General features: G+C 68.9%; 12 protein-coding genes. 2 read left to right on the forward strand and 10 right to left on the reverse strand.

Annotation, left to right across the window (positions count from 1 at the left end; translation table 11 throughout):
• Positions 1 to 310: 310 nt before the first annotated feature.
• From ACNTMW_RS24340 to galE, 7 genes are all read right to left on the reverse strand, one after another.
• A complete protein-coding gene (locus tag ACNTMW_RS24340; protein WP_426636089.1) occupies positions 311 to 613 on the reverse strand; it encodes a type 1 periplasmic-binding domain-containing protein in 303 nt (100 codons plus the stop codon).
• Between the two features lie 588 nt (positions 614 to 1,201).
• On the reverse strand, positions 1,202 to 1,375 hold the full coding sequence (locus ACNTMW_RS24345) for a hypothetical protein (RefSeq protein ID WP_426636090.1): 174 nt from the start codon (positions 1,373 to 1,375) through the stop codon (positions 1,202 to 1,204).
• A gap of 306 nt (positions 1,376 to 1,681) precedes the next feature.
• The gene (locus ACNTMW_RS24350) at positions 1,682 to 2,488 is read right to left on the reverse strand and encodes an LLM class F420-dependent oxidoreductase (RefSeq protein WP_426636091.1); all 807 of its coding nucleotides are present in this window, start codon (positions 2,486 to 2,488) and stop codon (positions 1,682 to 1,684) included.
• A gap of 8 nt (positions 2,489 to 2,496) precedes the next feature.
• Positions 2,497 to 3,819, reverse strand: coding sequence for an ATP-grasp domain-containing protein (locus ACNTMW_RS24355; RefSeq protein ID WP_426636092.1), 1,323 nt, complete (start codon positions 3,817 to 3,819; stop codon positions 2,497 to 2,499).
• Positions 3,816 to 5,060, reverse strand: a complete 1,245-nt coding sequence (locus tag ACNTMW_RS24360; RefSeq protein ID WP_426636093.1) for an MFS transporter — start codon at positions 5,058 to 5,060, stop codon at positions 3,816 to 3,818. Before ACNTMW_RS24360 ends, ACNTMW_RS24355 begins: the two co-directional genes overlap by 4 nt.
• The gene (locus ACNTMW_RS24365; RefSeq protein ID WP_426636094.1) at positions 5,051 to 6,379 is read right to left on the reverse strand and encodes an ATP-grasp domain-containing protein; all 1,329 of its coding nucleotides are present in this window, start codon (positions 6,377 to 6,379) and stop codon (positions 5,051 to 5,053) included. The genes ACNTMW_RS24360 and ACNTMW_RS24365 overlap by 10 nt, the downstream gene beginning before the upstream one ends.
• 145 nt (positions 6,380 to 6,524) lie before the next feature.
• On the reverse strand, positions 6,525 to 7,589 hold the full coding sequence (gene galE / locus ACNTMW_RS24370; RefSeq protein WP_426636095.1) for a UDP-glucose 4-epimerase GalE: 1,065 nt from the start codon (positions 7,587 to 7,589) through the stop codon (positions 6,525 to 6,527).
• Positions 7,590 to 7,604: 15 nt separating this feature from the next.
• Here galE and ACNTMW_RS24375 point away from each other — a divergent pair, with 15 nt between their 5' ends.
• Both ACNTMW_RS24375 and ACNTMW_RS24380 read left to right on the forward strand, forming a co-directional pair.
• On the forward strand, positions 7,605 to 9,833 hold the full coding sequence (locus tag ACNTMW_RS24375; protein WP_426636096.1) for a GTP-binding protein: 2,229 nt from the start codon (positions 7,605 to 7,607) through the stop codon (positions 9,831 to 9,833).
• A 25-nt stretch (positions 9,834 to 9,858) separates the two neighbouring features.
• The gene (locus ACNTMW_RS24380) at positions 9,859 to 10,140 is read left to right on the forward strand and encodes a hypothetical protein (RefSeq protein ID WP_426636097.1); all 282 of its coding nucleotides are present in this window, start codon (positions 9,859 to 9,861) and stop codon (positions 10,138 to 10,140) included.
• A gap of 345 nt (positions 10,141 to 10,485) precedes the next feature.
• On the opposite strand, the gene ACNTMW_RS24385 is transcribed toward ACNTMW_RS24380, so the two are convergent.
• The 3 genes from ACNTMW_RS24385 to ACNTMW_RS24395 are packed head-to-tail and all read right to left on the reverse strand — an operon-like array spanning position 10,486 to position 14,228.
• The gene (locus ACNTMW_RS24385; protein ID WP_426636098.1) at positions 10,486 to 12,114 is read right to left on the reverse strand and encodes a GNAT family N-acetyltransferase; all 1,629 of its coding nucleotides are present in this window, start codon (positions 12,112 to 12,114) and stop codon (positions 10,486 to 10,488) included.
• Entirely contained in the window at positions 12,107 to 13,357 is a 1,251-nt protein-coding gene (locus ACNTMW_RS24390) for a DUF6271 family protein (RefSeq protein WP_426636099.1), read from the reverse strand. The genes ACNTMW_RS24385 and ACNTMW_RS24390 overlap by 8 nt, the downstream gene beginning before the upstream one ends.
• A gap of 52 nt (positions 13,358 to 13,409) precedes the next feature.
• The gene (locus ACNTMW_RS24395; RefSeq protein ID WP_426636100.1) at positions 13,410 to 14,228 is read right to left on the reverse strand and encodes a phytanoyl-CoA dioxygenase family protein; all 819 of its coding nucleotides are present in this window, start codon (positions 14,226 to 14,228) and stop codon (positions 13,410 to 13,412) included.
• Positions 14,229 to 14,467: the final 239 nt, after the last annotated feature.

Below are 14,467 nucleotides of genomic sequence, written 5' to 3' on the forward strand. Positions count from 1 at the left end.
GGTTTCGGTCTCCTCCCCATGGTTGATGTCGGTCTCCTCCCCATGCCCACGGCGAGGCCCGCCGCGCACCGGCCGACGTGCAGCGTCATGGTTGCCGTGTCGAGAACATCGCTCGGTGGAGCCGGGATGATGGCCGGACGGACGCGCCCACGGGCCCGTACGAGCCACCGCCGTACACCCGCGACCCGGCCGGAGGTCAGGACGGCCGTTCCCGATCTTCACGTGATCGATTACTTCTGACTTAAATAGCCTCCTGCGGTGCTCGCTTGAGACGGAGGTTTCGCCCGGGCAACACTCGCGCGGCCCCGTGTTACGGCACCCCGTCCAGCGCGCGGAGCAGGTGGATCTCCACACTTGTCGGGTCCAGTGACGGCGACATCCGGAAGCCCGCCCGCCGCTCGTCAAAGACCCGCATCGTGTCGTCGATGTCGTCGGACTCGATCGTGTAGACCGCCGCGAAGCGGACCGGATCTTCCGTGGCGTACCGTCCGGCGGCGACGAAGCCCGGCACGCCGAGCACTTCGGCGAGATGGACCTCGTCGTACCAACGGTGGTAGTCGGCCTCGAGTCCGGAGACGGGACCGGTGTAGATCAGCATCTGGTGCACAGCCATGTGACGATCAGGCTCCATCTCCGTTGAAATCTGCGGCGTGGTCGTGGGCTCACGGCGCTCCCGCACCGTGTCCGTCACCGACTCCGGGCGTGGCGACCGGCGAGGTCCAGCAGGCAGGGCGACGTCGGCGGACGAGGGGTCGGTCTTCGGGCATGCACCGTCACCCCCGGCCGCCTGCCCGACCACCCACCCGGTCCGGCGCGGCGCTCAGCGGTGTCCGAACTGGAAGCCGACGCCGCGGACCATGATGATCCAGCCACCTGACCCCGGTTTGTGCCACGAGGCTGTTGAGGTGGGTGTCGAGCGTCCGGCCGGCCGGGCCGGGCGTCGACCATTCATACAGTCAGCATTTCACGTGATCCTCCCCTTGTAGCAATTAACGGCCGGTCGAGCCGGCAATGCTCTTTCCCCGTAAGGTCAGGCATGGCGGCGACGCTGTGCGGACGTTTCGAAATGCTGGCGCCCAGTCAGCCTGAGATTCGCGGATCGGGCGAGCCGTCGATGTGGGCTCCTCATTAGTTTCGAGCAATCCCAACTGCAACTTTCGTCGATCACCGTACATTTATACCCTCGAATGTACCGGCGGCGCTACTCCCGGAAGCGCAGCACCTCGAACGCCACGCCGTACCTGCAGCCCAACCGGGAACCGGCCGCCCACAACAAAGCGTCGAGGAACTCCTCCTGGTCGAACGTCGTCGACAACCCCGCAGGTACTCCCGATGCTTCTCCAGGGATCGCACCCACCTCGAAGGTCTCGGTCACGTCGACACCATGGGTCGACTGCGGCGAGTTCACCGCCCACACCTGACGCACTCCGCTCCACGGTTCGAGATCCTGAACGAGCAGGTCGGTGAAGACCCAGCGGTTTCCCGCGTCACGGACGGCATCGAGGACGGCCCGTCCCGTAGCAATGTGGTCCGCCTGGTTGAGCGCGATCCCGTTCCCGATGTCCCGGAAATTGTTCGTAATGACAATCTCCGGTCGATGACAGCGAATCGCGGCGGCCAGGAACCGGCGCAGGCTGGAGCGTGCGCCAACGCAATCGTGCGTCGGCGACCGCCGCGGGTGCTATGCGGTTCCGGTCGCGAGGTCGTCACGCCAGGCGACCCAGTCCTTCAGTACGCCGAGGTCGTAGTCGGGCCCGTGGGCGCCCACCGTGAACAGGGAGACGCCCAGCGCGCGCATGCGTTCGCCGAGGACGTCGGGTGTTCCGGGCGGGGTGGGGCCTCCGGCAACCGCCGTGGAGATCTCGATGTCGTCGATGTCGCGGCCGATGTCGGCGCAGTGCCGGCGCAGCACGGTGATCTTGTGTGCGAGCGTTTCGACGTCGCCGAAGCAATGCCATATGTCGGCGTGCTCGGCCACCAAGCGCAACGTCTTGCGTTCGCCGCCGCCACCGATCAGAACGGGAATCGGTCGCGTCGGCGGCGGGTTGAGCCGGGACCATCGCGATCGGATGCGGGGCAGATCTCCGGCCAGGGCGTCCAGGCGCTGTCCCGCCGTGGCGAACTCGTAGCCGTACTCCAGGTAGTCCCGCTCGAACCAGCCCGCTCCGATGCCAAGCACCAGGCGCCCCTCACTGATGTGATCCACCGTGCGGGCCATGTCGGCGAGCAGATCTGGGTTGCGGTAACCGGTGGAGCTGACCAACGTGCCGATCTCCACCCGAGACGTCGATTCCGCCCAGGCGCCCAGCATGGTCCACGCCTCGAAGTGCCGTCCGTCCGGGTCGCCGTCGAGGGGGAAGAAATGATCCCAGTTGAAAACGATGTCGACGCCGAGTTCCTCGGCTTCGGCCGCGGCGCGACGTATCTGGCGATACTCCGCATGTTCCGGCTGAATCTGCAAACCAATCCGTACGGGTGTATCAGTCATGGTCTCTCCTAGACATGCTGCCGGTGGACCGGGCCGCCTTCGGGCGACCTCTGGACGAACCGCTCTAACGGCGTCGTCCCGGCAATGGCGAACAGATTTCCGGCGAGTGCTGCTGCGCGCGTGTAGTCGCGGGCGAGGTCGCTGCCGGAGCCGTTGGACAGGTAAACCGTCAGGGGGCTGGAGGGCAGGTCGACGGTAGGCCGGATCCGTCCGCCGCGAGCGACCTTCGGCGTCAGCGAGCGGACCGATTCGATGGCATTGAGCTCGGCCAGCAGTGCGCCGTTGAGCCGGGTCACCGTGCCGTTCAGGCCGGTGGCTACGTGAAAGACGTACGCCTCTCGGTGCTGCCGGTATCTGCGGCCCGCGAATTGGGCAAGGAACTGGTCCGGGCGCAGGTAGGCCAGCGCCGTTACGCTGGCCTGCTCCGCGCCGCAGCACTCTGCGTCGAACTCGGGGTGCATCACGCCGTTCAGACGGGCGCCGATCTCGACCAGGGCCGGCCCGTCGGCGGTCATCATGACCTCGGCGTGGGACGCGCCGAACTCGATGCCGAGTGCGTCGAGGACACGGTGTACGTACGCGGTGAGCACGTCGACGGCCGGGTCGCCGGGCGGAACCAGCACATTGCGGTGGTAGACGTTCGGGTTTCCCTGCCGGCGCTCGTCCTTGCGCCACACGGCGCAATCGTAGCGCTGCCCGCGGCATGACACTGTATCCACAATGTACTCGGTGCCGCAGAGGTATGACTGCACCAGCACGCTGGTGTTGGTCTCCGCGTACATCGTCGTGGTGTTGAGGACGGCCTCGGCGGCGCGGCGCAGCTGCGCGGCGTCCGAGCAGATCGAGACGCCTTGGGAACCCGAAGCGGCCAGGGGTTTGACCACCACGGGATAGGTGCCGCGGCGCTCCGCCCACGCTACGAGCGCGGCGGGCTCACTGGAGCAGAACTGGGCTGCGCAGGAAAGCCCGGCCTTGCGCACGGCCTCGATCATCAAGTACTTGTCGCGGCGTGCCGCGGACAGCGCTGAACCGTTGGTCGGCACGTGCAACAACTCGGAGAGGATGTCGGCGAGCGTCACCCCCGGCTCCTGGCCGGCCACCACAGCGACCGGGTTCAGCGCAGCCAGCTCCGCCGCGGTCTCCGCCGGGTTCGTGCACACCAGGCTCGCCGAGTATGCGCTCAGGTCGGGGGCCGTCATGCTTGGCAAGGGTTCCGGCGTACTCGACACGTGCACGACGTCGGCGCCGAGGTCGGCGAAGGCGGCCCGCAGATGCCGCCCGGTGCCGTAGGCGTCGACGAGGACGACCACCGCTCGATCAGTGCGCATCATGGCCCCTTCGCGCCGACGGGGAGCGTGGACAGCGAGGACGCTCGGCCGGACGTTCGCTCGGCCAGTGTGACCAGCGGCAGGCTGATCACCCCGACCGTGAACAGGCCGGCGCCGATCAGCAGCCAGCCCCACACGCCCCCATGCAGGCATATCGTGAGCACCAATGGCCCAAGCGCCTCGGCGACGCCCGTGCCGAGGCCGAACACGCCGGAATACTGTCCCTGGGCGTGGGCGGGTGCCAGTCCGAAGGACCACTCCATCTCGGCCGCGGCCTGCCACAGCTCGCCGAAGGTGTACGCAACCATGCCCGCGATCAGCAATCCCACCGCCGCCCATTCGCCCGGCCGGCCGGCGGCGGCCATCAGGGCGAGTCCCGTGCACAGCGCCGCACCGGCCCAGCGCATCCGCATGCCGGCGGCCCGATGGTCGTTCACCCCGCGGCTGACTGGAACCTGGAACATGACGATCAGTAACGTGTTGATCACGAGTATTCCTGACACGAGCCACCGGGGTGAGTCCGTGTGGCCCACGATCCACAACGGCAGCAGGAACGTCGGCACAGCCATGTGCAGCGTCATCACGCTGCTGAGCACGGCCGCGGTCAGATACGTCCGATCGCGCACCGCCGCCCATCGCCCCTGTTGGGCCGGAGCGGGGATCGGGGGCAGCTTGGGCAGGCGCCACTGGATGAGTGCGCTGCCGAGGAATGCAGCGACCCGCGCGGCGATCAGGGCCCGGTAGGCGGCCGGCGTGTCGAGCTGGATGCCGATGCCCGCGGTGAGTGCGCCGCTAGCCAAGGCGAGGTTGATGACCGACCGGATGTAGGCGCGGTAGACGGTCGGATCGTCGCCGGCAAACCGGCGGATCAGCGGCGCCCTGCTGGCCTGCCCGGCCGCGTAGGTCATGCCGACGCACACGCTGACCAGCACGAACGGCACGAAGGAGCGAACCAGCAGAAAGCAGGACATCGATGCGGCGCCGAAGAGCATGACCCCGACCTGAGTCTCGCGGGGCCCGTGGCGATCGGCGATGTGTCCGAAGACGATACCCACGAGCAGGCCCGCCATGGACCCGATGGACAGCCCGAGCGCAACCTGGCTGGCGGAGAACTTCACCACACGCGTGAAGTAAAGCGTGCTGCTCGCGACGAAGATCCCGCCGCCGAAGCTATTGACGAACAGGGCGGCCGCCAGCATGCGCTGCGGGCCGGTGGCGGGCAGGAGCCGCTCACTCAGCGCCACAGCCGGTCCCCGAAATCGTCCTGTGGCGCGGTCCGGCGTTGCCAGGCGCGCAGCTCCCGTGGGCGCGCGCTCTCCGGCACGGTGACCACCCGGTCGGTGAACCAGGTGCGGACCTCGGCCAGCCTGGCGTCGAGCTCCTCAGGGGAGTCGGCGGCAATGAGGACCTGGCCGATGCGCTGGTTCGTGCTGGCGAGGTCGTCCGCGATCCGGGTGCCATACGGAAACTCGATGCGGGCGAACTCAACGCCGGGGAGTTCGAGCAACTGATCAGGGGTCGGACACCGGATGAGGATGCCCGGGCTGCCCGTGAGGAATCCAGAGCCGATCACGCCGGGGCGTTGCTTGACCACCAGCTCGGGCGTCCTGCCGAGCGCGCACTGCAAAGTGGCCTCGCCGAGGTTGACGTCGAACTTCGCCTGGACCTCCTCGTGTACCAGGCCGCCGCCACGCCGCGCCGCGCACTCGCCGAAGGTCAGCGCGCCTGTCCCGGGGTCGTAGAACAGCTCCATGTGGAAGACGCCGTAACGCAATCCGAGTGCCTCGATCGCGGCCGCGGCGAACGGCACCGCTTTGTCGTACGCCCACTTGTCCGTCTCGGTGTCGAACCGCCGCATGGACAGCGGCATGTCCTCGTCCACCGTGGTCAGGCAGGGGGCGCCGTAGGCGGCCAGCGCGGCGAACACCAATTTCCCGTCGAACAGGACCCCGTCGACGATCCATTCCTGCCCGACGACGAACTCCTCGAGCAGGAAGGTCCGGTCCGCCACTCCCTCGGCCGTGTAGGCGCGGCTGCGCTCGCGCAGCTTGTCGATGCTGTCGACCACGCTCGTCCGCGTGGTGGCGGCACCGGCGATGGGCTTGAGCACCGCGCGTTCGTACGGCAGCTCGGCAAGGCCGGACACGTCGTAGATATCGTCGATCACGGTGTGGCGTGCGGTCGGGATTCCGGCCGCAGCTACCGTCCGCTTCTGCACCGCCTTGTCCCGGAAACGCACCGCCGTCTCCGGGCCGATGCTTCGGCAGCCGAGGTGCTCGGCCAGGAGGGCGACGACGACCAAGGCCCACTCGTCGCCGGTGTGCACGGCATCCCAGGTGACGTCGCCGAGTCCGGCACGGGACAGGGCGGCCAGGATGTCCTCTACGTTGGTCTGGTCATCGACCCGCAGTACCCGCAGCTGTTGCGGCACCTGAATCAACCCGTTGTCCCAGGCCGCCGATCCGACCACGACGACCGCATCAATGTCCAGACGCGCACACGCCTCCACGAAGTACCGGTCGGTGCCGATCACCAGCACCTTCGGCCGTCCGCCCGTGTCCATGCCCCTCACCTCTCCCTTGCCAGCTCCACCCGACCTTGTCACAGTGCTGGCAATTTTGGCAATACGCGGTCGTCGCCCGAGTCACCGACAGCATGGGATCGGGCGTGGCCCGGCCGGCGTGGTCCCTTTGGCGGGCAGGCAGACGTCACCGTGCGCTGGGCGAACTTTCGCCGAGCCGCTGCGGGTTCCGGGTAACCGCGCGGCGCGGCCGCGGCGGTGTTCCCGCCGCGACGGCCACGCTGGCGTCCGGCTTCGGCCCTGCGGCCCAGGACCTCCAGGCGCTGCGCACCATCTCGGACATGCCGTGACGGGCGCGCCAGGCCAGGTCCCGCCGGATCTTGTCGACGGCCGCCACGACCTCCGGCGGGTCACCGGCTCGACGCGGGCCCGCGGTGACCGGCACGGCCAGGCCCGTCTCGTCGCGGACCGCCGCGATGACCTCGAGAACGGAGTGCCCCTTCCCGGTGCCGACGTTGTAGACCTCGGCGATGGGGCCCCGCTGAAGACGCCGTACGGCGGCGGCATGCGCGTCGGCGATGTCGGTGACGTGCACGTAGTCGCGGACGCCGGTGCCGTCGCGGGTCGGATAGTCGGCACCGGTGATGACAACGGGCCGGCCCGTGCTGATGTTCTGGAACAGCTTGGGGAACAGGCCGCTGCCATTGCGCTCGGCGAGCTGCGCGTCCTCGCTACCCACCACGTTGAAGTACCGCAGCGCGATCCACGAGATGTCGTGTGCCGCCCCCGCCGCGCGCAGCATCCACTCGCACACCAGCTTGGTTTCGCCGTACGGGTTGATCGGCGCCGCCGGGGTGTCTTCGGTGACTTTCGGCTGCCGCGGCATGCCGTACACCGCGGCGCTGGAAGAGAACAGGATCCGGGACACTCCGGCGTCGACCATCGCCTCGAGCAGCACCCGAAGCCCGTCGACGTTGTGCCCGTAGTACCGCAACGGATCCTCGACCGACTCCGGCACCGATTTGACCGCGGCCAGATGCACGACGCCGTCGACATGATGCGTGCGCAGCGTACGCGCCACCGTGCGGCGGTCGGTGTCGGCTCCGACCACGAGCGGCACGTCGGGAGGGATCCGGGTCGCCATTCCGGTGGACAGATTGTCCAGCACGACCACCGGTAGGCCTTCGGCGCGCAGATGCCGCACCACATGCGATCCGATGTATCCGGCACCGCCGACAACCAACCACGTCATCGGTGCTCGGACATCGTGATCGCTACGCAGGTCTGTTCGAACGGTCACGACACACCTCTCGCCGGGCGTCACGCGGACCAGGCAAGTGTGCACGCCTTGGCAAAGATAGGCAATGCGATGTACCAAAACTTTGGCAATTCGATCGCCGCCCGCTGCGACCGAATCGCGGTTGACGAGAGCCCCGGCGGGCAACAGAGTTGTCATGCAGTTCCTCACACCGCCATCACGTCCGGTCCACGTGACAGACAACGAGGCCGTATGCGCTACCTGAATCTCGGCGTCCTCGCGCACGTCGACGCCGGCAAGACCAGTCTGACCGAGCGGCTGCTGCACACCGCCGGGGTCATCGACGAGGTCGGCAGCGTCGACGCCGGCAACACGCAGACGGACTCCCTGGAGCTGGAACGCCGGCGTGGGATCACCATCAGGTCGGCGGTCGTCTCGTTCGTCGTCGCCGACACCGTGGTCAACCTCATCGACACGCCCGGGCATCCCGACTTCATCGCCGAGGTGGAGCGCGTGCTCAGTGTGCTCGACGGCGCCGTTCTCGTGATATCCGCGGTGGAGGGCGTACAGGCACAGACCCGGATCCTGATGCGGACGCTGCAGCGGCTGAAGGTCCCCACACTGATCTTCGTCAACAAGGTGGACCGCGGTGGCGCCGATGTCGGCCGCACCCTGCACGACATCGCGGAGCGGTTAACTCCGGCCGCGGTGGCCATGGGCACGGTGACCGAGCAGGGTGCCCGTGCCGCCGCCTTCGTCCCGTGGCCGCCCACCGGGGTCGCGTTCATGTCCCGGATGGCAGACGTGCTGTCGGTCAACGACGACGCGTTGCTCGCCGCGTACGTCGACGATCCGGACTCCTTGCGCCCGCGCCGGCTCTACCGGGAATTGCGCAAGCAGACGGCGAGCGGGCTGGTGCATCCGGTGTTCGCCGGATCGGCGATCACCGGTGCGGGCGTGGAGGACCTGGTGGCGGCATTGCCCGAGCTGCTGCCCGCGGCCGCCGGCGATGCCGATGCCGCCCCCGCGGGGCGCCTGTTCAAGATCGAGAGGGACGCCGCAGGCGAGAAGGTCGCCTATGTCCGGATGTTCGCCGGCGCGGTCCGCACGCGAGATACCCTGACGTTCGGGACATCCGCCGGCCGGATCACCGGCATCAAGGTGTTCGACAACGGCGGGGCGATCGCCTCCGACTCGGTGGTGGCCGGCCAGATCGGCACGTTGCGGGGGCTCACCGGCGCCCGGGTCGGCGACGCCTTCGGCATGGCCGGCCAGGAGGCCGACGGGCACCGGTGGTTCGCTCCGCCGACGCTGGAAACCGTCGTCGAGCCGGTGGCCGCCGGCGACCGTGGTGCGCTGCACGCCGCGCTGACCCAGCTCGCCGAGCAGGACCCGCTGATCAACGTGCGGCAGGACGCCGTCCGGCAGGAGATCTCCGTCTCGCTCTACGGGGAGGTGCAGAAGGAAGTCCTGCAGGAGATGCTGCGCAACGACTTCGCCGTGGACGTCCGATTCCGCGAGACGACCACCATCTGCGTCGAGCGGCCGGCGGGCACCGGCGCCGCCGTGGAATTCATCGGCAAAGGCGACAACCCGTTCCTGGCGACCGTCGGACTGCGGGTGAACCCCTGCCCGCCCGGCACCGGCGTGCGGTTCGGCCTAGAGGTGGAGCCCGGCTCGATGCCGGCAGCCTTCTTCAAGGCGGTCGAGGAAGCGGTCCGCGAAACGTTGCACTGCGGTCTGCACGGCTGGCAGGTGACCGACTGTGCCGTCACCATGACCCACGCCGGCTACTGGGCCCGGCAGAGCCACTCCCACGGCACGTTCGACAAGAGCATGTCGAGCACGGCCGGCGACTTCCGCAACCTGACACCGCTGGTGCTGATTGAGGCGCTGCGCGGGCCCGGCACCCGGGTGTACGAGCCGATCGAGCACTTTCGCGTGGAAGTTCCCGCCGACACGCTGGAGTTCGTCACCTCGGCGGTCACCCGGCTGGCCGGGGTCATCACCATGACGACGCCGCAGGGGCGTTCCTATGTGGTGCGCGGCGAGGTCCCCGCGGCCCGGGTACACCGGCTGCACCGGCACCTACCGGCGTTGACCCGGGGCGAAGGCGTGATGGAGAGCAGTTTCGGCCATTACCAACCCGTACGTGGACCCGTCCCGAGTCGTCCGCGTACCGATGCGAACCCTCTGAACCGCAGGGAATATCTGCTGCACGTGGTGCGGCGGGTGTGAACGTGCGCTGACGTACGGTTTGGCCGTGGTGGCGGTCTTGGCGCTCGCCGAGATGACGTTCCAGCCGATGATGAGCACCGCTTTCGCGGCACTGCCCATCCTGTCGCGGATAGAGTCCTTGGCCGTACGCCAGATCGCCTGGACACTCGGCTCCGCGCTCGGCTCGTGGTGCGGCGGCGCCGTGTTCCTCTCGTGCCACCACCGCGGTCACGACCGGCTCTACTGGCTGGTACTCGCCGCTGTCACCTCGCTCAGCACGACGTTGTTCATGGCGCAAGCGCGTCGGTCCGCGCCACAGACGGCATGAAGAAGACGCCCATGGCCGCAGCGCCGTACGTCGTGATCATAGGTGGCTACTCGGCCGGCAATCACCTGCCGTCGGCGTTCGCGCAACTCGGCGTGCAGGCCGTCCACCCGCAGCGCTCCCCCGCCCTGCACGATGCCCGCCGAGCTGCCCGAACGCACCCGCCGAGACGTGGAGACACAGGTCATCGCGGCGCTGCGGGCACTGAACCTGCCGTTCGGCGTCTTCCATGTGGGGCTCTGGGTGACCCCACGCGGCCTGGTGCTCGGCGAGGTGCACGTGCGCCCGGGTGGTGACTGGCTGCACCGGCTGCTCGCCCACGTGATACCCGGCCTGGAACTGTTTGGCCTAGCCGGCCCCGGCGATCGCCCGGGACATGTAGACGGCGCCCGGACCGTAGCCGGCCGGCAGCGAGATCTCCGGATGGGGATGGTAGCCCCGGGCGGACCAGAAGCCGGCCGTCCCCCCGACCGCGACCAGGGAGATGCGTTCGAAACGCAGGGATCTCGCGGTGTCGGTGAGGTAGCGCAGCAGCCGTTTTCCCCAGCCGCGGCCACGCAGGCCGGCACCGACGACGATGTCGTGCAGGTGCAGGTTCGAGGATGCGAAGACGGTCTCCTCGGGACGCGCGGGCTCGGGGAACCGGAACCGCGGATACGGCAGCGCGAGCAGGTAACCGCCGACCTGCTCGCCGGCATCCAGCACGAACGAGGTCGCCGGCGAGACGCGGCCGCGCGACTCCAGCACGGCGTGGCCCTCGGAGAGCCCGAGCCTGGCGTACGCGCCGGCCTCCAACTCGGCGATGCCGGCCCAGTCGTCTGCGGTGATCGGGCGGACACGCTCCAGTCGGACGGTGACGCAGGGCAGCGGGTCGTAACCGTTGAACCCGCGGGTGGTGTAGCTGGTGGCGTAGGCGCCGGCGGAGTGGATCCATACCGGATCGCCGGAGGTCAGGTCCGCCGGTACGGCGACCGGCGCGCTGCCCAGCCTGTCATCGCTATCGCAGGTCGGGCCCGCGATCACGGCGCGGACGCTGCGGCCGCCGGCACGGGTCGGGAACTCCAGCCGGTAACCGAGCTGGTCTCCCTCGAACAGGCCGTTGAACCGGCCGCAGCTCAGGTAGAGCCAGGTCTGCCCGCGCCGGGTCAGCCGGGTGACGTGTGCCCGGATCGAGCCGTGGTCGGCCACCAGGTAGCGACCCGGTTCGATGACGAACTCCAGGTCCCCGTGGGACGCCTTGCGCAGCCGGCGCATCCCGGCCCGGATCGCGGCGAAGATCTCCGCGGTCGGCGGTCGGAGTGGGCGGCCGGCAGTGTCGAGGTAGCCGTGCGCGGGCAACCCGCCGCCGAGGTTGATCAGCTCGAGGTGGATACCGCGCGCCCGCAGGTGGCCCAGGGCGGCGGCAAGCGCATCGAAGGCCCGCTGCCACGTGCGAACGGTCATCTGCTGCGATCCGACATGGATGGACAGTCCCGCCGGTACCAGCCCGTGCCGGCGCGCCGTGTCCAGCACGGCGACCGGATCGTCCGTGCCGCATTTGCCGGTGAGCCCCCACAGGGCGCCCTCGCCGCTGGTAGCGACGCGGCAGAACACCCGGGCTCCGGGGGCGTGCCGGGCGATGGCTTGCACGTCCTCCACGCAGTCGGTGGCGAACATGGTGATGCCCAGCCGGTGGGCGGCGGCGATGTCGGCGTCCGACTTGACGGTGTTGCCGTAGTGCACCTTCCGCGGCGCCGCCCCGGCGCGCAGAGCCTGCCGGATCTCGCCGGGGCTGGCCGCGTCGAAGCCGGCACCGAGGTCGGCGACGCAGGTGAGCACCTCGTCCACCGGGCATGCCTTCATGGCGAATCGCACCGCGACGCCCGGCAGCTCGCCGCGCAGCGTTTCGTACTGGCTCTCGATGCCGGTCAGATCGTAGATGATCCGGTCCCGTTCCGCCGCGGCGAGGGCGGAGCGTACGTGCGCCGGCTCACCCATGGCGGACCTCCGTGGCGCGAGCGGCTTCGACCAGCGGCGCCCAGGCGTCGATGAGCAGCGCGAAATCATCGACGTCGCGGCGGGCCTCGAGCAGCAAACTCGTCCGGCGGTCCCGGATCCGGTCCGCGACGCCGGCGAACCGGCCGCCGAGGCGGCGGTACGCGCGCTCCAGCTCGACGATCTTCGTCGAGCTGGGTTCGTCGGCCCGTCCGGCGCTCTCCCGCACGATCGCGGCGATCGCGGCCGGGTCGTCGTCGGTCATCCGCTCGTAGATGAAGTGCAGGTACGGCATGGAGAGAATGAACTTCGCGAACCGCATCTGATACGCGAGGAATCCGGCGTCGGTCTTGCGCTCCTGGGTGTGGAAATTGACGATGTGCCGGTTGTGCATCACGCCCGGCAGGTGCGCCCGGTGCGCGACGTGGATGAGGAAGTAGTCGCTGCCGATGGTGTCGGTGGCCGGCGGCAGCGGGACCCGCTCGTGCAACCCGTGGAAGCTGATGTTGTGCATGTCCACGCGCATCGGGTCGACCACGGTGAGCACGGAGTGGTCACCGGTGAACGGTTGGCCGCCCATGAACGAATCCGCGACGAGCGCCCGCCTGTCCGCCTCCGGCAGGCCGTCGGCGGCCCACAGGCTCACCAGGTCGTAGTAGGCCTCATGGTCACGGACCTCGCCGAGGTCCACGGACATCTCGCCGACGAACGACCCGCCGACCATGGCCACGGTGGCGTTCCGCAACGCCGGGTCGAGCCGGTCCTCCACCGCCACCGCGCGGTGCGCGGGCTTGCCCAGCGCGAGCAGCTCCGCGTAGATCGGGAAGATCTTATTTCCCAGGTACGTCTGGAAATAGCTGTCCGAGTCGCGGCGGTGCACCGACTCGCATCCCAGCGCCGCCGCGATCAGGAAGGCGCGGTTGGTGCACGCGCCGTAGGACAGGGCCGACGGAAGCATCAGGTCGGCGATCAGGTCTGGCTTGCCGACGCCGGCGCGCCGGATCACACGATGCAGGAAGTCCCGCTGGGCCGGTTCGTCCAGGTGCCAGACGTTGTCCGCTCGGCTCAGCACGCGCGCGTGCGCCGCGAAGTCAGCCGAGGAGTCCAGTACCAGCAGGCACACCTCGACGCCGAAGCGCTCGGTGGCGTAGGCCGCCTCGGACATCACCTCCGCGAGCGTGGCGGTGCACTCGCGGTTCGTCGGCACGGTCAGGCATACGCGGCGCGCGTCCGGCTGAGGTTTCATTCGCATCACATCCGTACGGGGTCGAACGCCGGGGCGGTGGACCGGCACGGTGTCACGGGCGGCGGTACTCGGCGAAGTGCTCCTCGCGGAACAGCTCCGGCCACCGGCCGCGATCGAGGCCGAGCTCGCGGCCGAGCCGCAGCATGTGCCGCCAATACGGCTTGACCGGCGGCCAGATGCTGCCGGCCTGGCAGTACGAGGTGTCGATGAAGTAGCGGTCCCTGGTACGGCCGTCCGGCCGAGGCCGCCGGGCGTGGAAGAGCGCGGAGTGCAGCACGACAGTCGACCCCGGCGGAAGCTGCTCGAGGTTGACCTCACCGGGTAGTTCGGCGGTGCCCAGGTTGGCCCGGGCGGTCTTCGTGACACGCTCGCGATGCGATCCGGGCAGCACCACCAGGCTCGACGTCTCCTCGTCGAGACCGTCCAGGTAGTGCAGCGTGTGGATCATTCGGTGGGTCGGGTCGACGCTGGGCCCGTACTCGTAGTCGTGATGCCACGCCTTGCCGGGAAGTCCGGGCGCCTGGCGGTCGGTGTGCAGGTGGTGGAAGGCGAAGGCCGGCCCGAGCAGCTGGGTCAGGATGTTCATCAGGGGCGGGTGGGCGATGAGCTCACCGTGCGCCGGCATCTCGAGTTCCATCAGCGGCGGCAATCCGTGTTTGTCGGGGTCGACGCAGCAGTCGATGGAGCGGGCGCGCAGTCCCTCGTCCACCCATCGGTCCACTTCGGGCCTCAGCCGGTCGGCCAGGTCACGCGGGAGGAATCCGGGCAGGACCAGGTATCCCAGTTCGTCGAACTCGGCCAGCTGTGCCTCGGTGAGCACCGGCAGTTGCGGATCCGCCTCTTTCGCCAGTACGTGGGTCTGCGGGGTCACGTCGTTGACTCCTTTCTGTGCGCGCTGCGCGTCGTGCCGCGACGCGGCATCGCCGGGATTCGCGGGCCCGGTCGCGCGGCACACTTCGGGCTGGAGGTTGATGCGACCTCGCTAGTGTGCACACGTTTGGCAATATTCGGCAAGGCCATCTGCCCCTTGAGGCAATAATCTTGCCAAGAATCGGAGCCGCACTCCTGTTGCCGGTGCCTGCCAAGTTGGGCAACATGCCGGGTATGGGC

The sequence above is a fragment of the Planosporangium spinosum genome, from assembly GCF_049999945.1.
In the GTDB taxonomy this organism is placed as follows: domain Bacteria; phylum Actinomycetota; class Actinomycetes; order Mycobacteriales; family Micromonosporaceae; genus Planosporangium; species Planosporangium spinosum.